The organism is Pseudomonas sp. Pme6b (assembly GCF_058129925.1).
The window spans coordinates 3,027,443-3,050,515 of record NZ_CM176704.1 but is presented as its reverse complement, the minus strand read 5'-3'; the positions used below and the strand labels follow the sequence as shown (position 1 = coordinate 3,050,515).

Genomic DNA, 23,073 nt, shown 5'->3' with positions numbered 1-23,073 from the left:
TGACTCCGGCCTGTAAGACGGCCTGCTCACTCGACGGTTAAAGCGCGTCTTCAGGCCAGCAGTTCCTGAATACGCGAATGCAGCGTTTCCATGGTGAACGGTTTGGCGAGAATGGGTGCCTTCAGCGCAATCGGGCTGCCTGAATCGAGTATTTCCGCCGGATAGCCGCTGATGAAGATCACTTTCAACTCCGGTCGAAGCATCACCGCAGGCTCGGCAATCTGTACACCCGAGACACCACCCGGCAATCGATAATCGGTGATCATCAGGTCAAGGTGGGGTTTGGTCGCCAGAATCTCGAAAGCCTGCTCACCATTCTCGGCTTTCAGGACTCGATAACCCTCACCAGACAGATAATCGGCCAGAAGCATCAGGATCAGGGGTTCGTCTTCGACGATTAATACGACGTTTTCTGCATCAGCGCTCATTGAACTGCCTTTGATCTTATAAATAGCTGCCATTACGACCACGGCATGCATGGGAGGTTGCGCCGATGTGTGATTAAACTTGATTGCCAGTGGCTATCATCTACATCGCCAACGGCTGTCACCTGTATCGACAGCAGCTGTCATCTATAAAGGCAGGCAGATACGAAAGACGGAACCCTTGCCTTCTTCGCTCTCCACCTCGATACGACCGCCGTGAGCCATGACGATCTGATCGGAAATGAACAACCCCAGGCCAAGCCCGGCAACAGCGTGATTGCTCGATACTCGCTCGAATTGCTGAAAGATGCGCTTCTGGTTTTCAGCAGTAATACCGATGCCTTGATCCCGAACCTCAATGAAGGCTTCGCCCTCCCTGCTGTACACATGCACTTCAATCGGTTTGCGCGCACCGTAGCGCAGCGCATTGGTCAACAGGTTGGCAACCACTTGCTCGATACGGAACTCATCCCAGACGCCGATCACGGGCTCTTCGGCAAACCGGGTGACCGTCGAATCGGCGGCGGCAATCTGTGCGGCAAAGCTTTCCAGCAACTGACAGACCAGTTCGCTCAAGTCAAAGGGGCTCGGCCTGATAGACAGCTTGCCGGTACGAATTCTGGAGACATCAAGCATGTCTTCTATCAGGCGGATAAGGCTCTGAATCTGCCGCTCGTCACGGTCGACCATTGCCCGCAGCTTTTCCATGGTGAACGCTGAAGCGTTGTCTTTGGCCAGGTGAAGTTTGCGCAGCTGGGTCTCCAGAATCAGACCGTTGAGCGGCGTACGCACCTCGTGGGAAACGATGGACATGAAGTCATCACGCATACGGATCGCGTGTTCCAGTTCGCCCTGGGTCGACTGCAGACGCTTGAGCAAGGCTTCCTGCTCCTGGCGACTGCGCTCCAGCTCTTCGACCTGTAGTTTCATGGCCTTGCGCTGCCGATACAGATCAACGAAAACATTGACCTTGCTCTTTACCGCATGGATATCCAGCGGCTTGTGCAGGAAGTCCACGGCACCACTTTCATAGCCCTTGAAGGCATAATTGAGCTCGCGACCGGCAGCGCTGACGAAAACGATCGGTATGCTCTTGGTCTTCTCGGTGCTGCGCATCATCTCGGCCAGCTCGAACCCGTTCATTCCAGGCATCTGGACGTCGAGGATGGCCAGCGCGAACTCGTGCTGCAACAGCAGTGACAACGCTTCGTCCGCCGAGAGTGCCTTGTAGACGAGTCGATCACCGCGCTTGATCAGCGCCTCGAGGGCCAGCAGGTTTTCCGGCAAATCATCGACGATGAGCAGTTTTGCCTGAATTTCACTTAACATGCGGTTCGTTCCAACTCGACCAGCAAGCGGCCAATATCGTTCAGGGAAAGAAGGTAATCCGGCGAGTGCAACGCCAGGCCCGCCTCGGGCATGGTCGACGCCTGGGCCTGCGAGGGGTCTTGAATCACCGTGAAACCACCATACTTCTTGATCTGCAGCAAACCTTGTGCGCCGTCATTATTGGCACCAGTCAGCAATACGCCAGCCAGTCGCGGGCCGTAGGCATCCGCGGCCGAACCGAACAAAATGTCGATACTGGGCCTTGAGTAAAACACCCTGTCTTCCTGACTCAATGACAGTGAAAAGTCAGACTCCACCGAGACGTGGTAACCCGCTGGCGCAACGTACAAAGTCCCCGGCACGATATCTTCCTTGTCATCGGCTTCCTTGACCGGGATCGCCAAGCGATTCTGGAATACATGGGCCAACTGGCTGCGCCGGTCATCCGGCAAATGCAACACCATCAATATAGGCAGACTGAAACCCGGCCGCAGGTTTCTGAATATTTTCAGCAGGGCCTCTACACCACCCGCTGACGCGCCTACGACAATAGCATCGACCACGGGCAACGGGCCGCAGGACAGGTCATCGTCAAAGGTGGTTCTCATAATTTCCGGTAGATCCGCTCGGGTTTCACCAGCGTCTCGAACGCCCCGCCGTAGGCAGAGAAATCCAGGGTTTCCTTACTGCCTAGCGCCAGAAAGCCGCGATGACACAGCGAGTCATGAAACAACCCGAAAGCTCGATCCTGAAGTTTTTTGTTGAAGTAAATCAGTACGTTACGACAGGAAATAAATTGCGTTTCGGAGAATACACTATCTGTGGCCAGACTGTGATCGGCAAAAGTGACGTTCTCGCACAGTGTCTTGTCGAAGATCGCGTAATCGTAGGCAGACGTGTAGTAATCGGCGAAATTGCGCTGCCCTCCCGAGTTACGGTAGTTCTCCGTATAGGTGCGCAGGTTATCCATGGAAAAGATGCCCTGCTTGGCCTTCTCCAAAGAGCTGGGATTGATATCGGTCGCATAAATGATGGTCCGCTCCAGCAGCCCCTCTTCGCGCAATAGAATAGCCGTTGAATAAACCTCCTCACCCGTACTGCAACCGGCAATCCACACCTTGATCGACGGATAAGTGCGTAGCACCGGCACGACCTCGTTGCGGATCGCCAAAAAGTGCGAGGGGTCACGGAACATCTCACTCACCGGGATGGTGAGAATCTGCAGCAGCTGCATGAATGCTGCCGGGTCATGAAGCACACGCTCCTGCAGGGCCGAGATGGTCGCGCAATCGAACTGACGCAACGCATGGATCACGCGGCGCTTGATCGACGCACCGGAATAGTCGCGGAAATCGTAGCTGTACTGGAGGTAGATAGCCTCTATCAGCAGGCGCAGCTCGATCTCTATGCTTTGATCAAGGTGCATGATGCCATCCGTTTTTGCGCCCCGGAAAGCACGGCCAGTGACCCCTCATTCAAATGCGCTCCATCTTCGGCAGCCAGACGCGAATCAGTGAAAACAGTCGATCCAGGTCAATGGGCTTGGCCAGGTAATCGTTGGAACCTGCCTGCAGACAACGCTCCTGATCATCTTTCATGGCCTTGGCAGTAACGGCGATGATCGGCAGCTTGCGCCAGCGCGGGTCTTTGCGGATCTCGATGGTGGCTTCGTAACCGTCCATTTCAGGCATCATCACGTCCATCAGGACCAGATCGATGTCTTCGACCTCATTGAGCTTTGCAATCGCTTCAAGACCATTGCGGGCAATTTCCACCACTGCCCCCTTGTGCTCCAGGGCGCTGGTCAGGGCGAAGATGTTACGCACGTCGTCATCGACCACAAGGATTTTGCGCGCTTCAAAGACCTTGTCACGGCTGCGCGCGGTCTTGAGCATCTTTTGTCGCTCGTTGGACAGTTGCGACTCGACCTTGTGCAGGAACAGCGTGACCTCGTCCAGCAGGCGTTCAGGCGAGCGTGCGCCCTTGATGATGATAGAGCGCGAATATTTCATCAGCTCGGCTTCTTCATCACGGGTCATGTTGCGCCCGGTATAGACAATCACCGGCGGAAAGGCGCAGATGTCTTCAGTGGACATGCGCTTGAGCAGCTCATTGCCGAGCATGTCCGGCAGTTTCAAGTCGATGATCATGCAGTCGTAGACATTCTCGCGCAGCAGGTCCAATGCCTCCTGGGCAAAACCCACCGCAGTGATTTCAATATCATCGTCGCCGATAAGGCGAGCAATGCTGTCACGTTGCAGCGCATCGTCTTCGACCAGCAGGATGCGTTTGACCTTCTGGGTCAGTTTGGCCTCCAGCTTGGCAAATACATCCTTGAGCTCTTCGCGGGTGGTCGGCTTGACGGCGTAGCCAATGGCGCCCATGTGCAGCGCAGCTTCCTGGCGATCCTCGACCGAAATTACATGCACCGGAATGTGTCGGGTAGGTGCCAGCTCCTTGAGACGCTGAAGCACGGTCAGGCCCGAGTGATCCGGCAGGCGCATGTCCAGCAGGATCGCGTCCGGCGTGTAGCGTGACGCCAGGTTGAACCCTTCATCCGCAGCATGCGCGACCAGACAGTCATAGCCCAGCTCATGGGCCAGATCGAAGAGGATCTGAGCGAAGCGCACTTCATCTTCGATGACCAGAATGCAGCGCCGCTGAAACGGTGCCTTGTCACGATCATCGGCAAACACGGCTACAGGTGTTTCCACCGGCACCGGGGCCGGGGCCGACTGCTGGATGACCGGCGCGGCAGGAACCGGCAATGAAGGCGCGGGAGGCGCAAGCATGACCGCAGACTCATTGCCTGGCTCTTGAGGGCCTTGCTCGACATAGCTTTCCGGCAACACCAGGCTGAAAATACTGCCCTGCCCTGGCGCGCTGGTCACACTGATGGATCCGCCCAGCAATGCCGCCAGATCGCGGGAGATCGACAACCCCAGCCCGGTACCGCCATAACGCCGGTTGGTGGTGCCATCTGCCTGACGGAATGCCTCGAATATACCCTGCTGATGCTCCTCGGCGATGCCGATGCCCGAGTCGCGCACGATAAACACGATGCCTGCACCCGGCTGGCGCGAAACGACCATGCTGACGGCGCCCGCTTCGGTGAATTTGATCGCGTTGGACAGCAGGTTCTTGAGAATCTGTTCAAGACGCTGGCGGTCCGTGAACAGCATGGTCGGCGCGCCTGCCTGTATGTCGACCGTGAACGCCAGCTTTTTCTCGGCGGCAAGCGGCTGGAACATGCTGCGCAGGCCTTCGACAAGGCGAGATACGCTGCTGTTTTCCGGGCGCATTTCGAGCTTGCCGGCTTCAACCTTGGAAATATCCAGAATGTCGTTGATCAGGTTCAACAGGTCATTACCCGCCGAATAGATCGACTCGGCAAACTTGACCTGTTCGGCGGTCAGATTTTCGCCCGGATTTTCGGCCAGCAGCTTGGCCAGGATCAACGAACTGTTGAGCGGCGTGCGCAGCTCATGGGACATGTTGGCAAGGAACTCGGACTTGTACTTGCTGGCGCGCTGCAGCTCGTCCGCACGCGCCTGCAACTCGGCCTGAGCGATGCTCAGTTCCTCGTTGTTGCGGTCCAGCGCATCACGCTGATCGGCCAGTGCCTGACTCTGATCGGCCAGCTGCTCGTTGGTCTGTTCCAGCTCGGCCTGCTGAGTTTCCAGGTGTGCCTGAGACTCCTTGAGAATACGCGACTGCTCTTCCAGCTCTTCGTTGGCCGTGCGTAATTCTTCCTGCTGCACCTGCAATTCTTCGTTGAGTTGCTGGGTCTCGGCCAGCACCTCTTGCAGACGCTGGCGATAACGGGCCGCTTCAATCGAAGTGCCAATGTTGTCCGCGATCAGCTCAAGAAACTCTAGATCCTGCTCGGTAAGCGGGCGCAGAAAGCCCAACTCGATCACCCCGTTGACCTGATCGTCATTGCTGGTAGGCACTGCCACTATGCTGCGCGGCGAGCCTTCACCCAGACCGGAAGCCACTTTGAAGTAGTTTTCGGGCAGTTCATCCAGCGTGATGATCCGGTCCTGTTGTGCGGCCTGCCCCACAATGCCTTCATCGCTGTGAATGGTCTGATCCTGCTGCTCCTGTTCGCGAGAGAAACCGTAGGAAGCAGCACGCGTCAAGCCGCCGTGATCCTGGCGAATATAGACCGCCGCCACCGACGCGCCCAGATAATGAGTCAGAAACTGAAGGATGTTTCGACCCAGCATATTGAGTGTCAACTGACCCAGTACCTGTTCGGCCAGTTCGCTCTGACCGTTGCGCAACCAGGCGACTTTTTGCAGACGCTCGGCATTGATTTCCTGCTGCCTGAGGTTTTCGCTGTAGGTGGCCGAAAGCGACAGCAAATCACGTCGTCCGATATACGCCAGGATAGCGCTGACAATCACCACGAATATCAGATACAGGCAGACGGAAAGAATGGTACTGCGCGTGACCTCTGCGTTACGGGTCAACCGAAGTTGCTGTTCCATTTCGACAGCCTGATCGTACTCGGTGCGGATCTGATCAGTAATTCGCTTGCCACGTCCGGCCAGCACAGCAGTTTGATAGTCGCCGTTGTTGCGCCGCAGATTGATCATCTCCTGAGCAAACGCATTCCACTCCTGCTGCATCGTGGACAGACGCCTGAACCGGTCCTGTTGCGTCGGGTTGTCTTCGACCAGACTCTTGAGTCCGTCCAGCTCGGCAACCAGCAACGGTTTGGCGATTTCATAGGGGTCGAGAAAGTGTTGATCGCCGGTCAGCAGAAAACCGCGCATGCCGGTTTCCATGTCTATCGACAGTTTCATCGAACGGTTGGTGTTATTGATCACCCGGTCAGTATGCTCGACCCACTGTATGGCCGTGAGCAGATAACTGATCAGCAAAATGAAGAAAACGGCGCTCAGTACCCCCACACCCAATGGCAAGCCGACGTTACGCCCCAGCAGTTTTCGAAAGCGTTGCTCATCGACAACAGACGTCCGATTCATGAAATATCCCTGACGAGTGGATCAAAACCGTAGAGTTTGCCGTAAACCCACGAAAAACACTCTTATTTCTGACATAGAGGATTGAAATTTCACACATAAATCGGTGATAAGCTCACGCACATATCGCGTTCATGACGTAAAGCCATCAATCACCCTCACAATTCACCGTATTTGTGCGCCGATTGAACTTCCACCCGGTTTTTATTTACTGATACAGGGACAGTATCAACAGTGGACAGGACGGCGCTCGGTTACTCTGAGCTGCCGGAAAAGGAAGCATGGCATTCCATGCTGTCTGCGCTATCACCATTTTTCAGGTTTAAGGAGTCAACAATGCCGGACACAGCCCGCACCATTCTCGTGGTCGAAGACGACGCCATTGTGCGCATGCTGATTGTCGACGTGCTCGAAGAGCTGGAATACAAGGTACTGGAAGCCGAGGACGCCACTTCAGCCCTGACTTTCGTTGTTGACGATACCAGGCACATCGACCTGTTGATGACTGATCAGGGGTTGCCCGACATGAAGGGCACCGCGTTGGCTAAAAAGGTCATCGAACTGCGGCCTCAATTGCCTGTACTGTTCGCCAGCGGTTATTCCGAGAACATCGATGTGCCGCCAGGCATGCATTCGATCGGCAAGCCTTTTTCGATCGACCAGTTGCGTGACAAGGTAAAAAGCATCCTTGACTGACATCAAAGCTGCTTTCAGTCACACCGACACGCACGCCAGTACACGTGTATTGATCATCGGCTACGTATGGCCCGAGCCACGCTCTTCGGCTGCCAGCGGGCACATGATGCAACTGATCCAATGCTTCCTCGAGCAGAACTGGCAGATTACCTTTGCCAGCCCTGCCACTGAAGGTGAACATAGGGCCGACCTGGTCAGCCTGGGCATCGAGGAAGTACGAATCGCGCTCAATGACAGCAGTTTTGACCTGTTTGTCAGCAAATTGCAGCCCGATATCGTTGTTTTTGATCAGTTCATGATCGAAGAGCAGTTCGGCTGGCGCGTCGAGCAACAATGCCCCGACGCCCTGCGCATTCTGGAAACGTCGGATTTTCAAAGCCTGCGCCATGCACGCCATCAGATGTTGAAGGACTCGCTGAACAGCGATTCCGCGGGTGATCCGAGCGATATTTGCGACACTTCAACGCCGGGGCTTTTCAAGCAGATCGCCTCCAGTGAGCTGGCGCAGCGCGAGGTCGCATCGTTGTATCGCTGCGACCTGAACCTGATGACATCCGACGTTGAAATGGCATTACTGACCGGTTCGTTTGGGCTGCCCGCCTCGCTGCTGCACTGGTGTCCGCTAATGATTGACGGCGTTCCCGACAGCGTTCGGCCTTTTGCAGAACGCGCGCACTTCCTCAGCATCGGTAATTTCCGTCACGCCCCCAACTGGGATGCGGTGCTATGGATGAAAACCGCAATCTGGCCGCTGATCCGTCAGCAATTGCCTGAAGCGCAGCTGCATATTTACGGTGCCTACACGCCACCCAAGGCAACAGCGCTGCACAATGGCGCTCAAGGGTTTCATGTGAAGCACTGGGCTGAAGATGCGTTGCGGGTCATGTCATCAGCACGCATTTGTCTTGCGCCGTTGCGTTTCGGTGCCGGCATCAAGGGCAAATTGATGGATGCCATGCTCTGCGGCACTCCGTCAATCACCACTGTGATCGGCGCAGAAGCCATGAGCGGCGGGCTGCCGTGGCCTGGCGTCATCGCCGATAACCCGAAAGACATCGCTGATGCTGCGGTCAGACTCTATCAAGACCAGACCCGCTGGCTAGAGGCGCAGAACGCCGGGCTGGCGTTGCTGCAGGCGCGTTACCAGCATCGGCAACACTGTGCGAGCCTGATCCAGCGCATTCAGACCCTTCGTAACCAGTTGCCCGAGCATCGTCTGGCGAACTTCACCGGCGCCATGCTTCGCCATCATCACCACAAGAGCACCAAGTACATGGCGCAGTGGATCGAAGCCAAGAACCGTAACAAGGCTGAAGATACGGTCTAAGCTGGTTTGCGCAGCAGATAGGTATCCATGATCCACCCCCTGCGGTCGCGCGCTTCGGCGCGCAACAGCTTGATCTGCTCACACACGTCATCGAGCCTGCCAGACACCAGTATCTCGTCCGCGGTGCCCAGATAAGCGCCCCAATAGATATCCAGCCCGTGCCCGACGTAACGCTCGAATGTGCACTGTGCATCCAGCATCACCACGACATTGCTGTGTTGCTCAAGCGCTGCCGCCGCCAGGCGTCGCCCTGTGGTGATGTGAATCGACTCACCAATACGATTGAGCGGTATCCGGTGTTGCGCCACCAGGCTCTGGACACTGGTGATGCCGGGAATCACCTGATATTCGAATGTTTCCCTGCCGCGCGCCAATACGCGGTCAAGGATGCGCATGGTGCTGTCATACAGTGACGGATCGCCCCAGACCAGAAATGCACCAACCTGATCTGCGCCAAGCTCATCGGTCAACAGCCGTTCGAACAATGCAGCGCGCTGCTCGTGCCAACTCTCGATACCCCGCTCGTAGACGTCAGGGTCGCCTTCGCGCCGTGGGTCCTGAACCTGTACCAAACGGTAGCCCTGATGAGTGATATGGCGCTGGCAAAGCGCTTTGCGCAGACGCAGCAGCTCATCGTCGACATAGCCCTTGTCGAGGATGAAGATCACGTCGGCACGGTTCAGCGCGGCAATGGCCTGCAAGGTAATCTGCTCGGGATCACCGGCCCCCATGCCGATCAGCAGGATCTGTTTCATCGGATAACCACTCCACTGTGGCAAATCATGTGAGACGCGTGATCGTAGGTGATTTTTGTCAGCGACCGGGCATTGAAGCTGAAAATCAGGCACATTATCGTTCTGGCAACTGCTGAACACGACATAGCCATGAGTAAAACAACAAGAATCGCCGACCCTTCCTACGAATTGATGGACGACCACAACGGGCTGTCGATCATTTATCGCGAGCACGGATTCCCCTGTCCGCTGGTGCGCTGGCACTTTCACAAGGAATACGAGCTGCATTTGATTGTGGCCAGCTCAGGCAAGGTATTTGTCGGCGATTACATCGGCAATTTCAACCCTGCCAGCCTGTTTCTGACCGGCCCCAACCTGCCGCATAACTGGATCAGCCAGATCGATGAGGGTGAAGTTGTGGCCAAACGCGACATGCTGGTCAACTTCACCGATGAACTGCTGGAAAGTGGCAATCAGGTGTTTGCCGAACTAAAAACCCTGACGCCATTACTGGAACGCGCCCGCTACGGCATCGAATTTCGCTGCAAACGTACGATTCGTCAGGCCATGAAGCTGATGCAGAAGATTGCCGACTCACGGGGCATCACCCGCCTGGGTCATTTCTTCATTCTTCTCGAGTTGCTGGCGGCCAGCGACGACTATCAGTTGCTCTCTGGCACTGCGGTCGCCCATACGGCTGACGAGCACAGCGTCGATCGCACCAACCGGGCGGTGGATTACATCTTTGCCCACTATGGCCGTGAGCTGCCGCTGGAGGAAGTGGCCGAGTATCTGGGCATGAAGCCAACCTATTTTTCCAGAGTGTTCAAGCAGGCCACGGGGCGATGCTTTGTAGAGTTCGTCAATCGACTGCGCATCAGCAAGTCGTGCGAATTGCTGGCTGATGGCGACAAACCGGTCACTGATGTGTGCTTTGAATCCGGGTTCAACAATATCTCCAACTTCAATCGGCGCTTCCAGCAACTCAAGGGCATGACGCCCTCGCATTATCGCCGCCTGGCCGTGCAGCGCCTGACCGAACAAAACCTGTACTGATTCACCCTGCCCTTGCGCCTATCGTCTACGCTGCAGATGCGGCGAAGCCAGCCTATGGGCGATTCGGCTCTATCGGCCTTTCGTGCATCAGTGCAAAAAAGTATCAGTCAGAGTGCGGCGCAGGATTTGTCTTTCCGACCGAACGCCGGTGTAATCAATCCACATCTTCCTCACCTCCGGAAGAGAAAAAAACAATAACCATCCTTCTACTGCTCACTGGGCGTGGAAGAGGAGTGATCAATGAAGAACTCAGCAAAACTTCTGCTCGCCAGTTCCGTGCTCAGCACCTGTTTCGTCTTCAGTGGCAGCGCCACGGCAGGCACCGTGACCATTGCCACGGTCAACAACAGCGACATGATTCGCATGCAGCGCCTCTCCAAGACCTTCGAAGAAAAGCACCCCGACATCAAGCTCAACTGGGTCGTGCTGGAAGAGAACGTCCTGCGCCAACGACTGACCACCGACATCGCCACCAAGGGCGGCCAGTTCGATGTGCTGACCATCGGCATGTACGAAGCCTCACTCTGGGGCAAGAAAGGCTGGCTGCAGGAAATGAAAGACCTGCCTGCCAGTTATGAACTGGACGATGTCTTCCCCTCGGTGCGTGAAGGCCTGTCGGCGGATGGCAAACTGTTCGCCCTGCCGTTCTATGCTGAAGCTTCGATCACTTACTACCGCACCGACCTGTTCAATGCCGCCGGCCTGACCATGCCCGAGCGTCCTACCTGGACACAGATTGCCGAATTCGCTGGCAAACTGACCGACAAGTCCAAGGAACAGTACGGCATCTGCTTGCGTGGCAAGGCTGGCTGGGGCGAAAACATGGCGCTGATCACCACGCTGGCCAACGCTTATGGTGCAAGCTGGTTCGATGAGCAGTGGACGCCACAGTTCGATCAGCCAGAGTGGAAGAATGCGCTGAATTTCTACGTCAACACCATGAAGCAGTCCGGCCCTCCGGGTGCCTCCAGCAATGGCTTCAACGAAAACCTTGCGCTGTTCAATAGCGGCAAGTGCGCCATCTGGGTCGACGCCAGCGTTGCCGGTTCGTTCGTGACCGACAAGAAGCAGAGCAAAGTGGCCGACAGCGTCGGCTTCACCTACGCCCCGCATGAAGTAACCGACAAGGGCTCGTCGTGGCTGTATTCGTGGTCGCTGGCGATCCCGACCAGCGCCAAGAACACCAAGGATGCTGCCGAGTTCACCCAGTGGGCCACCTCGAAAGAGTACGCCAAACTGGTTGCCGATACCGACGGTGTGTCCAACGTGCCGCCAGGCACCCGTGCCTCGACCTACACCGATGAGTACAAGAAAGCCGCACCATTCGCCAATATCACGCTTGAGTCGCTGAAGAAGGCCGATCCCAAATCGCCATCGCTCAAAACAGTGCCTTACGTAGGTATTCAATTGGTCACCATTCCTGAGTTTCAGGCCATCGGTACCAGCGTCGGCCAGCAGTTCTCCGCAGCACTTATAGGCCAGTCCACTGTGGATCAAGCCTTGCAGAATGCGCAAACAGCGACTGCACGTGACATGAAACGAGCGGGTTACCCGAAAAAGTAACCGTCACGCACCAGGGCGAAAGCCGATGCTTTCGCCCTGCCGCTCAACTGCGCAACAACTCTGGTGCAATCCGGTTCGGAGCTCTCCATGAATACCTCAGCCTCCCCTGAACGCACGGACCTGTCCGGCGAACAGCAACCGCTCAAAAGCCGTCGATTCAAGCCGGGCTGGTTTCTGGTCAGTCCTTCAGTGGCGCTTCTGCTGGTGTGGATGATCGTGCCGCTGGGCATGACCATTTATTTCTCGCTGATCCGCTACAACCTGCTCTCCCCCGGCGAAAACGAGTTCGTCGGGCTGGAGAACTTCCAGTATTTCGTCACCGACAGCGGCTTTCTGCCCGGTGCCGGTAACACCTTGCTGCTGGTCGGCAGCGTGCTGGCGATCAGTGTAATCCTCGGCGTGCTGATCTCGGCGCTGCTCGAAGCCAGTGAGTTTTTCGGCCGCGGCATCGTCCGCGTTCTGCTGATCTCGCCCTTCTTCATCATGCCCACGGTCAGCGCGCTGATCTGGAAAAACCTGATTTTCCATCCGGTGTCCGGCGTACTCGCGGCGGTGTGGAAGTTCTTCGGTGCGCAGCCCATCGACTGGTTTGCCCATTACCCGATGCTGTCGATCATCATCATCGTGTCCTGGCAATGGCTGCCGTTCGCGATTCTGATCCTGATGACCGCCATGCAGTCGCTGGATCAGGAACAGAAAGAGGCGGCGCGTCTGGATGGAGCCGGCCCCATCGCGATCTTCTGGCACCTGACCCTGCCGCACCTGGCACGGCCGATTGCCGTGGTGGTCATGATCGAGACGATCTTCCTGCTCTCGGTGTTCGCTGAAATATTCACCACCACCAATGGCGGCCCCGGTTTTGCCTCGACCAACCTGGCATACCTGATCTACATCCAGGCGCTGCTGCAGTTCGACGTGGGTATGGCCTCGGCGGGCGGACTGATCGCCGTAGTAATCGCCAACATCGCGGCGATCATCCTGATCCGGATGATCGGCAAAAACCTCACCGACAAGTCATGAGGACCTTGCCATGATGACCCTCAAACAATCACGCCGCCTGCAAAGCCTGCTACTCGGGAGCCTGTCCTGGCTGATCGCTGCGCTGGTGTTCTTCCCGATCTTCTGGATGGTGCTGACCAGCTTCAAGACCGAGATCGACGCATTTGCGACGCCGCCGCAATTGTTCTTTACCCCAACGCTGGAAAACTACCTGCACATTCAGGAGCGCAGCGATTACTTCCACTTTGCCTGGAACTCGGTGCTGATTTCCTTCAGCGCCACCGCCCTGGCCATGCTGATCGCCATTCCTGCGGCGTATTCCATGGCGTTCTTCGAAACCAAACGCACCAAAAGCACCCTGCTGTGGATGCTCTCGACCAAGATGCTGCCGCCAGTGGGCGTGCTGATGCCGATCTACCTGCTGGCCAAGACCTTTGGCCTGCTGGATTCGCGGCTGGCGCTGATCATCATCTATACGCTGATCAACCTGCCGATCGTGGTCTGGATGATCTACACCTATTTCAAGGATATTCCCGGTGAGATCCTCGAGGCCTCACGGCTGGACGGAGCCAGCACCCGCCAGGAGATCTTTCGCGTGCTGATGCCGATCTGCAAGGGCGGGCTGGCCTCTACAGCACTGCTATCGCTGATCCTGTGCTGGAACGAAGCGTTCTGGTCACTGAACCTGACCTCGTCCGCAGCGGCACCGTTGACGGCACTGATCGCCTCCTACTCCAGCCCCGAAGGGCTGTTCTGGGCCAAGCTGTCGGCGGTCTCGACCCTGGCGTGTGCGCCCATCCTGATTTTCGGCTGGATCAGTCAGAAGCAGCTGGTTCGCGGCCTGTCGTTCGGCGCTGTCAAATAGCCCGCCTCAAAGAACAAGAAGGAATCCAACATGGCTAACCTGAGCATCCGCAACCTGCAAAAAGGCTTTGATGGTCATCAAATCATCAAGGGTATCGATCTGGACGTGAATGACCGCGAGTTCGTGGTCTTTGTCGGGCCTTCGGGCTGTGGCAAATCCACCCTGCTGCGGCTCATCGCCGGGCTTGAGGAGGTCACCTCGGGGACCATCGAACTCGATGGCCGCGACATTACCCAGGTCACGCCGGCCAAACGCGATCTGGCGATGGTGTTCCAGACCTACGCGCTTTACCCGCACATGACGGTAGGCAAGAACCTGTCATTCGCACTGGACCTGGCGGGTGGCGACAAGGCCGAGATCAAGAAGAAGGTCGATGAAGCCGCGCGTATTCTGGAGCTCGGCCCGTTGCTGGAACGCAAACCCAAGCAGTTGTCCGGTGGACAACGACAGCGTGTTGCGATTGGCCGGGCCATCGTGCGCAATCCGAAGATTTTTCTCTTCGATGAACCATTGTCCAACCTCGACGCCGCGTTGCGCGTGCAAACCCGCCTGGAGCTGTCGCGCCTGCACAAAGAGCTGCAGGCCACGATGATCTATGTGACCCACGACCAGGTTGAGGCAATGACCCTGGCCGACAAGGTGGTGGTGCTCAACGGCGGCAAGGTCGAGCAGGTCGGCTCGCCGCTGGAGCTTTATCACCACCCGGCCAATCTGTTTGTCGCAGGCTTTCTCGGCACGCCGAAAATGGGCTTCCTCAAGGGCAAGATCAGTCGAGTGGACAACGCCGGCTGTGAGGTCGAGCTGGATGCAGGAACGCGCATCAGTCTGCCGGTCAATGTCGCAGGACAGAGCGTTGGCGCGGCTGTAACGCTGGGCATCCGCCCGGAACACCTGAACCTTGCCCAGAGCGAAGATTGCCAGTTGCAGGTGATTGCCGATGTCAGCGAACGTCTTGGCAGCGACACGTACTGTCACGTGCGCACCCGTTCGGGCGAGGCGCTGACCATGCGTATTCGTGGCGACCTGGCCAGCCAGTACGGCGAGACGCTGAACCTGCACCTGGACAGTGCCCAATGCCACCTGTTCGACGATCAAGGTCTGGTGATTGCCAAAGCCTTGCAGACTGTCGCCGCCTGAGTTCCGGAGAGCCCTTCATGAAACTGACCAAAAACAATCTGTCCCGACTGGACACCGACATTGCCCTGCCCGCCTACACCGTCGACAGCACTCGCCAGGGCATTGCCCATATCGGCGTTGGCGGCTTCCATCGGGCGCATCAGGCGTTTTACACCGATGCACTGATGAACAGCGGCGAAGGCTTTGAATGGAGTATATGCGGCGTCGGTCTGCGCCCTGAAGACAAAGCCGTACGTGACGCACTGGCGCAGCAGGACTATCTGTACACGCTCTACGAACTGGGCGACACGCCAGATACCGAAACCCGCGTCATTGCCTCGATCAGCGGCATGCTGCTGGCCGAAGACAGCACTCAGGCGTTGATCGACAAGCTAGCCAGCCCGGACATTCGCATCGTCTCGCTGACCATCACCGAAGGCGGCTATTGCATCGACGACAGCAATGGCCAGTTCATGGCGCATCTGCCACAGATCCAGCATGACCTGGCAAACCCGGACCAGCCAAAGACGGTATTCGGCTTCCTCTGCGCTGCACTGGCGCGCCGCCGTGCCGAAGGTACGCCAGCCTTTACCCTGATGTCCTGCGATAACCTGCCGCACAATGGCGCAGTCACTCGCAAGGCGCTGCTGGCATTTGCCACCTTGCGCGATGCCGACCTGCATGACTGGATCAAAGACAACGTCAGCTTCCCCAACGCGATGGTCGACCGCATCACCCCCATGACCAGCGCTGCTCACCGGCTGAAGCTGGCGGACGAGAAGCACATCGACGACGCCTGGCCGGTGGTCTGCGAACCGTTCGTGCAATGGGTGCTGGAAGACAAGTTCGTCAACGGTCGCCCGGCCTGGGAAAAGGTCGGCGTGCAGTTCACCGATGATGTAACGCCCTATGAGGAAATGAAGATCAAGCTGCTCAACGGCAGCCATCTTGCCCTGACCTATCTGGGCTTCCTCAAGGGTTATCGTTTTGTCCACGAAACCATGAATGACCCGTTGTTCGTGCGCTACATCCGCGCTTACATGGACCTGGACGTCACGCCGCAGCTGGCGTCGGTGCCGGGCATCGACCTGGAAGGCTATAAAGACACGCTGATCGAGCGCTTTTCCAACCAGGCGATCGCCGATCAGCTGGAGCGGGTTTGTTCGGACGGTTCGTCCAAATTCCCCAAATTCACCATTCCGACGATCAATCGTCTGATCGTCGATCAGGGCAATTTCGAGCGCGCCTCGCTGGTCGTTGCCGCGTGGGCGCTGTATCTGAAGGGTGTCGACGAGAACGGCACGACCTACAAAATTCCCGACCCGCGCGCCGAGTTCTGTCAGGCACTGGTGGCCGACGACGCGCTGATTACCCAGCGGCTGTTGCAGGTTGAGGAAATATTTGGCGTTGCCATTCCGAAATCAGCCGAGTTTGTCGCAGCGTTCGAGCAGAACCTCAATGACCTGCGCACACTGGGCGTCAGTGGCACGCTGGAAAAACTTCTGGCCAACCGCCTTTGAGGTGCGCCCATGTTTCTTGGAATTGACTGCGGCACCCAGGGCACCAAGGTACTGGTGCTCGATACCGAAAGCGGTACTGTGCTGGGCGAGGGTTCGGCCTCGCATAGCCTGATCAGCGACCATAACGGCCGCCGCGAGCAGGACGTAGGGCAATGGCTGAATGCGCTGCAACAGGCCACCCGCGATGCCTTGGCACAATCTGGCGTGTCGGGGCAGCAGATTCTCGGCATCGGCGTATCGGGCCAGCAACATGGTCTGGTGCTACTCGATGCTCAAGGTGAGGTGCTGCGCCCGGCCAAACTGTGGTGCGACACCGAATCGGCTCCTGAAAACCAGCGCTTGCTGGATTACCTGGGCGGCGCGCAGGGTTCCCTGCAACGCCTTGGCCTGGTCATTGCGCCGGGCTATACCGTGTCCAAACTGCTGTGGACCAAGGAACAGTACCCGCAGCTGTTTGAGCGTATAGACAAGGTGCTGCTGCCCCACGACTACCTCAACTATTGGCTGACCGGCCGCTGCTGCACTGAATTCGGAGACGCATCGGGCACCGGTTATTTCAATGTGCGCACCCGTGAGTGGGACCTGCCGCTGCTCGCGCACATCGACCCGAGCGGCCGTCTGGGCAAGGCGCTGCCGCAATTGGTGCAAGCACACGAAGCGGTTGGCGTGCTGCGTCCTGAAATCGCCCGACTGCTGGACCTGAACCCCGCAGCACTGGTGTCCAGTGGTGGCGGCGACAACATGATGGGCGCCATTGGCACGGGCAATATCCAGCCCGGTCTGATCACCATGAGCCTGGGCTCGTCAGGCACTGTCTATGCCTACGCCGATGAGGCGCGGGTCAGCGAGCATGAGTCGGTCGCTACCTTCTGCTCATCCTCTGGTGGCTGGCTGCCATTGATCTGCACCATGAACCTGACCAATGCGACTACGGCAATTCGTGAGCTATTCGCTCTGGATATCGCTGGTTTCAACCAGACCGTCGCCGAGGCTCCGATAGGGGCCGAAGGCGTGCTGATATTGCCTTTTCTGAACGGTGAACGCGTGCCCGCGCTTCCTGATGCCACTGGCAGCATCGTCGGGCTGGACAGTACCAATCTGACCCAGGCCAACCTGTCCCGCGCCGTGGTCGAAGGCACCACCTTCGGCCTTCGCTACGGATTGGATCTGCTGCGCGACAGTGGTATCAAAAGCGAGAAAATCCGCCTGATTGGCGGCGGTTCCAAAAGTGCGGTATGGCGGCAGATCGTAGCTGACATCATGAATACTCCGGTGATCTGCACCGACCACGCAGAAGCCGCCGCGCTGGGCGCGGCCATTCAGGCCGCATGGTGCTGGTCGCATGCCGACGGCAAGGCTGAGGGCCTGCAGCAACTGTGCGAACGCTGTGTAAGTCTCGATCAAAGCAGTGAGACGCACCCCGTGGTGCATAATGTGGCCGCCTATCAGCAGGTCTATCAGCGTTATCAGGCGCAACTGCGCAAGGTTTGAACCGTTTTTTCATGGAGCACTTATGTTTCTGGTTTGTGGCGAAGCACTGTTCGATATTTTTACCCGCGCTGATGACAGCGGTTCCCTGAACAGATTGGGGTTTGATGCGATTGCCGGCGGCTCTCCATTCAACGTTGCGATCGGACTGCGCCGCCTGGGTGTGGAGGCAGGCTTCTTTGCCGGGCTGTCCACCGATTACCTGGGCCGCCGTCTGCGTGCCGTGCTGGAAAAGGAAACGGTCAATACCGATCACCTGGTTGAGTTCGACGCGCCCACGACACTGGCCATGGTCGCCGTGGGCAGCGACGGCTCGCCGACTTACAGCTTTCGCGGCGACGGCTGCGCGGACCGGCAGTTGCGCCTTGAACATCTGTCGGAACTCGATGCGCAGGTACGCGGCATTCACGTCGGCTCGTTTTCGCTGGTGGTGCAGCCGATTGCCGACACACTGCTGGCGCTGGTCGCCCGCGAAAGTGCGACGCGCCTGATTTCACTGGACCCCAACGTGCGCCTCAACCCGGCACCGGACATTCAGCGCTGGCGCAGCCAGATCGCAGCGTTCGCCGAACATGCGCACCTGATCAAGGTCAGTGACGAAGATTTGCACCTGTTGTACCCGGACAGCGATCCACAAAAAATCGCCGAAGGCTGGCTCGGCAAGCGTACGCAACTGGTCATCGTCACCCGCGGCACGCAAGGTGCCAGCGTCTTTACCCGGCAGCATGGTACTTGGTCAGTGCCGGCAAAAACGGTGGTCACCGCCGATACCGTCGGGGCCGGGGATACTTTTCAGGCGGCGCTGCTGACCTTCCTCAGCGAGCGTCAGCTCGATACGCCAGAAGGCTTGTCGACGCTGTCACGGGAAACCCTGGACGAGATGCTGAATTTTGCCGTCGGCGCAGCCGCGCTGACCTGCACAAAGGTCGGGCCGGATCTGCCGTATCGGCATCAGTTGGGGTGATTCAGTTTTCGACGAGAAACAAAAACAGCGGTACATCCGCAACATGTAACGCATGAAATAAAGTCTTCGTGAGCAAGCTCACTCCCACATTCCGAACCTGTTCCAAGCGGGAGAAGTTTCAGGATTCACTCCCATTTGGAAAGCATTCCATCTGTGGGAGTGAGCTTGCTCACGAAAGAGCCATTACAGTCGCCGAACAAGCAACCGAACCCACTGCCTGGTCAAGCCACCATCCCGGCCTTGATACCTCTGATGCGGGTGTTGATGTCATCCGCAACGTTGTTCTGCTTGTCCTTGAGCGCGTCCTGGACTTTCTGGTCAATGGCCAGTTGGTCCTGAGGTGCCATGGCGTCGTAGTCTTTCTGGGTGATGCCCGTCAGCTTCTCGCGCACTTTCTCTTCGGCCGTCTGCTTCAGAGAGTCCATGAACTTCTGTTCTACCGAACCCGTCGATGCAGTGTCAGTGGTGCTGGTGGCGCTGGCCACTGAACCGATGACACCGTTGTCGCGATCAGCCGTCTTTTCCGACAGTGACGAATCACCGGCAGACTTGAGATTGATCATCATCCGCGCGAAGGATTCGTTGTAACCGCTGTTGTCCTGCTTGCTGTCTTGCGATGTTGAATTGCTGACCGGCGTGGTAACCGGTGCCGAACCTGATGTCAGGCCAGCGGCGGCAACCGAGCTGAATGCGTCCTGAGACACCTCATCTACGGTTTTGCGCCCAACCACAGCCCGGGAAACAAGCTGCTCAAGCGCACTCGTGCCAATAATCATCTTTCACCTCCTGATGAACCTGTTGCGCAGGTTCAACAGCAAGTCCAGTGCCAAGTGCACAGTAAATCCATAAGTTACTGATTTTTATAATTTAAATTCAGATACTCATGATCGGCACTGTCAAAAAAACCCATACATTCTGCCGTTTGCGGCAAACATTCACCGACACAGGCTGCTTTCAGCCTGCCGCACGACCGGTATTGACGTTCAACAGCTCGATCGGCAAAGGTTCAGAGAAGTAGTAACCCTGCGCCTGGGTCGCGCCGATCTCGCGCAGCAACTCGAGTGTTTCCAGATCTTCGACACCTTCGGCGACGACGTTCAGATCAAGGGATTCGGCCATGCGTACGATGGCCCGCACGATGGCCCGGCTGCGTATGCTGGAGGCCAGTCCGAAGATAAACGATTTGTCGATTTTCAAGCCGCTGAAATGGTACTGATGCACATAGCTGAGCGAAGAAAACCCCGCGCCAAAATCGTCCAGCATGACCGACATGCCCTGCTCGGCCAGTTGCTTCATTGACAGGCGTGCCTGCTCGGAGTCGGCCACCAGTGCCCCCTCCGTAAGTTCCAGGCACAGACGCCAGGGCGCAACATTCTGTTCAGCAAGCATCGCCAGCACTTCTGCAGCGAATGCCGGGCGGGTGATGCTGTAGCTGGAGCAGTTCACATGCACTGGCGGCCAGTGGCCGTTCTCGGGTTGCGCCAGGATGTTCACCACGCATTTGAGCATGTAGATATCCAGACGACCAATCAGGCGCAAACCCTCCAGCGCGGGCAAAAAGCTTTCCGGCCCGACGATCCGTCCATCCGGCATGCGCCAGCGGATCAACGCTTCGAACGCCAGTAACTCTCCGGTCCTGACACAGATGACCGGCTGAAAATAGGGGATCAGTTGATCAGTACGCTTCAGGGCCGTGCGCAACGCTCCCTCTTGCTCGACCTGATCCGACACCTCCCGACGCAGAGCCTGATTGAACACGGCGAAGCTGTCACGCCCACCATTCTTGACCCGGTACATGGCGGTGTCGGCATCACGCAAGAGGTCTGCCGGCTCCTCATGAAAGCGGCTGTCAGCACCCACCACGCCGATGCTGCAAGAAGAAAAGACACTGTGATCGTCAATCACGAACGGTTGCTCGAAGGCGGTCAGGATCCGCTGGGCTATATCCGTACCGGCCTGTAACGGTGCATCGATGCTTAGCACCGCAAATTCGTCACCTCCAAGCCTGGCCAGCAGATCCCCTTCACGCATGCAACTGCGCAGCCGCTCGGCGGCCTGCACCAGAAGGATATCGCCGCAGTGGTGGCCAAGGCTGTCATTGATCATCTTGAAGCGATCCAGATCGATGAACATGACAATCAGCTGCTGGCCGTTCAGGCAAAAGTCTTGCCATGCCTGTTTCAGGCGATGTTGCAAGTGACTGCGGTTGGGCAACCCGGTCAACGAGTCGTGGGAGTTTTCATGCTGCAACCTGGCGTTGGCCTGGTCCAGCTCCCGGGTCCGGTCGCGAACCCGGGCTTCCAGGAGCACATTGGCGGTATGGATCGCTTCTGCCGCACTGCGCCGGGACAGTGCCGTGTCGATGTGGCGAGAGACAAAGGTCAGCAGTTCCTGATCACGCAAGGTATAGCTGACATCCTTCGAATAGCTTTGCACCACCAGGACGCCGCGCACTTGCTCGCCATCGAACAACGGAATGCCCAGCCAGGAAGAAGAACGACCAGTGTTTTTTTGCACCTCGATTTCGCCGAGGCTTTCCAGCCTGCGGGCATCGTCGTAATCGATCAGACAGGGTCGCCGCTGACCTATCACATACTCGGTAAAGCCACGCTGCCCACGCCGTGAACGTGGCGGCGTGTGTTGGTATTCGTCGATGTAGTAAGGAAAGGTCACTTCGCCTGTGGCGCTGTCGTAAAGGGCGATGTAGAAATTGAGCGCTACCAGCAGCTCGCCGACAATCATGTGCAGGCTGCGAAACAGCTCATTCATGTCGCCGGGCTGGCTGGACAGCTCGGCAATCTGGAACAGGGCACTCTGCAAATGCTCGGCGCGTTCACGGTCGCGCACTTCCTGGCGCAGGGCGTCGTTGGCTGCCGAAAGCTGTTGCGTGCGCAGTGCCACAATCTGCTCCAGGTCGGTACGCCGCAACAGCCGGTCCAAGGCCATCGCCACATGTCGCGACACCACGGAAAACAACGCGCGATCCTGAGCACTGTAGACGCGGGACACGTCATAGACCTGCATCGCGACCATGCCGAATACTTCGTCCGAGGCGTTTTTCAAGGGCGCGCCCATCCAGAACTCCGGCAGACGCCCCACCCAGAAAAAACGACCTTCGGCTTTTGCCCGCTCGATACAGGCTGCTTCCAGAAACAAGGGTTGCCCGGTGCTCAAGACATACCCGGTGAGCGACATTCGATCGGCGTCGATGAATTCGAACGTCTCGTGGCCCATCGCTTCGTCATCGAAACGGTCGATGTAATACGGATAAGTGATCTTGCGGCTTTGCTGGTCATACAGCGCGACGTAGAAGTTCTCGGCATCGATCAGCGCACTCAACTGCTCATGAATACCCTGCAGAAAAGCCCCGCGATCCAGCGTGGAGCTGGCCAGCAGGCTGATTTCATAGAGAACCCGCTGGGTGTTCTGCGCCCGGATCAACGCAGCGGTCTGCAACAGTGAACCCAGTCTGGCAGCGAGATCCACCAGCGCGGGATGGTCTTTTTCAGCCATTGGCGCCAGCACCCAGCCCAACACGCCCTCGCCCTGCCCGGCGACTCGGCAATGAAGCTGCAATTGAGCACAGTATGTGTCGAAGTCTTCAGCAGCGATGTGCGCAGGCCAGACGACTGCAGGGTCGCCCTGCCCGAGCAGACATTTCAGCTCGCCTGCAGCGTAGGCCGCCCAGGCGATATCCGGTATCTGTTCCCGTGCAGCGCTCAAAAGTGCGTCGATGGGCGCGTGACTGGCGAATCTGTCATGGTTGGCAGCCAACGTGGTGTCTGGACTGAACGCTACGCTTGGGCATATACCCGTGGCCAGATGTGAGACTGTCATGGAAACACCAGATGCATGAGCCGACGACGGTCATCCGTAAAAACCATGACCAAAGGTAACAAGTGTGCTGCTGCATTGTTGCAAAGTTCATACCTTTTTGGCAGACCCTTTGCCTGTCAGATGACATCCATGTGACGTGGGGCACTACACGGCTGCCATACGG

General features: G+C 57.4%; 18 protein-coding genes. 10 read left to right on the top strand and 8 right to left on the bottom strand.

Translation table 11 applies throughout. The features are described 5' to 3' along the window. Positions 1-50: 50 nt before the first annotated feature. The 5 genes from AC4ANE_RS13865 to AC4ANE_RS13845 form a co-directional block, all read right to left on the bottom strand. Positions 51-428: a response regulator gene (locus AC4ANE_RS13865; protein WP_002553644.1), complete on the bottom strand. Its 378-nt coding sequence runs from the start codon at positions 426-428 to the stop codon at positions 51-53. Between the two features lie 144 nt (positions 429-572). Then, positions 573-1,754: a hybrid sensor histidine kinase/response regulator gene (locus AC4ANE_RS13860; RefSeq protein ID WP_002553643.1), complete on the bottom strand. Its 1,182-nt coding sequence runs from the start codon at positions 1,752-1,754 to the stop codon at positions 573-575. Then, positions 1,748-2,362 (bottom strand): chemotaxis protein CheB, encoded by a 615-nt coding sequence (locus AC4ANE_RS13855; protein WP_002553642.1) that lies wholly within the window; start codon positions 2,360-2,362, stop codon positions 1,748-1,750. The genes AC4ANE_RS13860 and AC4ANE_RS13855 overlap by 7 nt, the downstream gene beginning before the upstream one ends. Continuing rightward, entirely contained in the window at positions 2,359-3,180 is an 822-nt protein-coding gene (locus AC4ANE_RS13850; protein WP_002553641.1) for a CheR family methyltransferase, read from the bottom strand. The genes AC4ANE_RS13855 and AC4ANE_RS13850 overlap by 4 nt, the downstream gene beginning before the upstream one ends. 49 nt (positions 3,181-3,229) lie before the next feature. Beyond that, positions 3,230-6,748 (bottom strand): response regulator, encoded by a 3,519-nt coding sequence (locus tag AC4ANE_RS13845; RefSeq protein WP_002553640.1) that lies wholly within the window; start codon positions 6,746-6,748, stop codon positions 3,230-3,232. Between the two features lie 333 nt (positions 6,749-7,081). On the opposite strand from AC4ANE_RS13845, the gene AC4ANE_RS13840 reads away from it, so the two are divergent. Beyond that, positions 7,082-7,441 carry a response regulator gene (locus tag AC4ANE_RS13840; protein WP_002553639.1) on the top strand — a complete coding sequence of 120 codons (360 nt, stop codon included), beginning with the start codon at positions 7,082-7,084 and terminating at the stop codon, positions 7,439-7,441. Continuing rightward, positions 7,434-8,768, top strand: coding sequence for a glycosyltransferase (locus AC4ANE_RS13835; RefSeq protein ID WP_002553638.1), 1,335 nt, complete (start codon positions 7,434-7,436; stop codon positions 8,766-8,768). The genes AC4ANE_RS13840 and AC4ANE_RS13835 overlap by 8 nt, the downstream gene beginning before the upstream one ends. Here AC4ANE_RS13835 and cobF read toward each other — a convergent pair. Then, the gene (cobF, locus tag AC4ANE_RS13830; protein ID WP_002553637.1) at positions 8,765-9,523 is read right to left on the bottom strand and encodes a precorrin-6A synthase (deacetylating); all 759 of its coding nucleotides are present in this window, start codon (positions 9,521-9,523) and stop codon (positions 8,765-8,767) included. The genes AC4ANE_RS13835 and cobF overlap by 4 nt on opposite strands. 129 nt (positions 9,524-9,652) lie before the next feature. On the opposite strand from cobF, the gene AC4ANE_RS13825 reads away from it, so the two are divergent. From AC4ANE_RS13825 to AC4ANE_RS13790, 8 genes are all read left to right on the top strand, one after another. Continuing rightward, on the top strand, positions 9,653-10,558 hold the full coding sequence (locus AC4ANE_RS13825) for an AraC family transcriptional regulator (protein WP_002553636.1): 906 nt from the start codon (positions 9,653-9,655) through the stop codon (positions 10,556-10,558). A 240-nt stretch (positions 10,559-10,798) separates the two neighbouring features. Further along, positions 10,799-12,121 (top strand): ABC transporter substrate-binding protein, encoded by a 1,323-nt coding sequence (locus tag AC4ANE_RS13820; protein ID WP_002553635.1) that lies wholly within the window; start codon positions 10,799-10,801, stop codon positions 12,119-12,121. 87 nt (positions 12,122-12,208) lie between these two features. Next, positions 12,209-13,141, top strand: a complete 933-nt coding sequence (locus AC4ANE_RS13815; RefSeq protein ID WP_002553634.1) for a carbohydrate ABC transporter permease — start codon at positions 12,209-12,211, stop codon at positions 13,139-13,141. Between the two features lie 10 nt (positions 13,142-13,151). Further along, a complete protein-coding gene (locus AC4ANE_RS13810) occupies positions 13,152-13,985 on the top strand; it encodes a carbohydrate ABC transporter permease (RefSeq protein ID WP_002553633.1) in 834 nt (277 codons plus the stop codon). Between the two features lie 30 nt (positions 13,986-14,015). Beyond that, a complete protein-coding gene (locus tag AC4ANE_RS13805; RefSeq protein ID WP_002553632.1) occupies positions 14,016-15,122 on the top strand; it encodes an ABC transporter ATP-binding protein in 1,107 nt (368 codons plus the stop codon). A 17-nt stretch (positions 15,123-15,139) separates the two neighbouring features. Then, positions 15,140-16,621, top strand: coding sequence for a mannitol dehydrogenase family protein (locus AC4ANE_RS13800; protein WP_044320720.1), 1,482 nt, complete (start codon positions 15,140-15,142; stop codon positions 16,619-16,621). A gap of 9 nt (positions 16,622-16,630) precedes the next feature. Continuing rightward, complete coding sequence (gene xylB, locus AC4ANE_RS13795) at positions 16,631-18,112, top strand: xylulokinase (protein ID WP_002553630.1); 1,482 nt, start codon at positions 16,631-16,633, stop codon at positions 18,110-18,112. Between the two features lie 22 nt (positions 18,113-18,134). After that, entirely contained in the window at positions 18,135-19,073 is a 939-nt protein-coding gene (locus tag AC4ANE_RS13790; RefSeq protein WP_002553629.1) for a carbohydrate kinase family protein, read from the top strand. A gap of 221 nt (positions 19,074-19,294) precedes the next feature. Here AC4ANE_RS13790 and AC4ANE_RS13785 read toward each other — a convergent pair whose 3' ends face one another. Both AC4ANE_RS13785 and AC4ANE_RS13780 read right to left on the bottom strand, forming a co-directional pair. After that, entirely contained in the window at positions 19,295-19,849 is a 555-nt protein-coding gene (locus AC4ANE_RS13785) for a hypothetical protein (protein ID WP_002553628.1), read from the bottom strand. A gap of 178 nt (positions 19,850-20,027) precedes the next feature. Further along, positions 20,028-22,910, bottom strand: a complete 2,883-nt coding sequence (locus AC4ANE_RS13780) for a bifunctional diguanylate cyclase/phosphodiesterase (protein ID WP_002553627.1) — start codon at positions 22,908-22,910, stop codon at positions 20,028-20,030. Positions 22,911-23,073 lie beyond the last annotated feature (163 nt).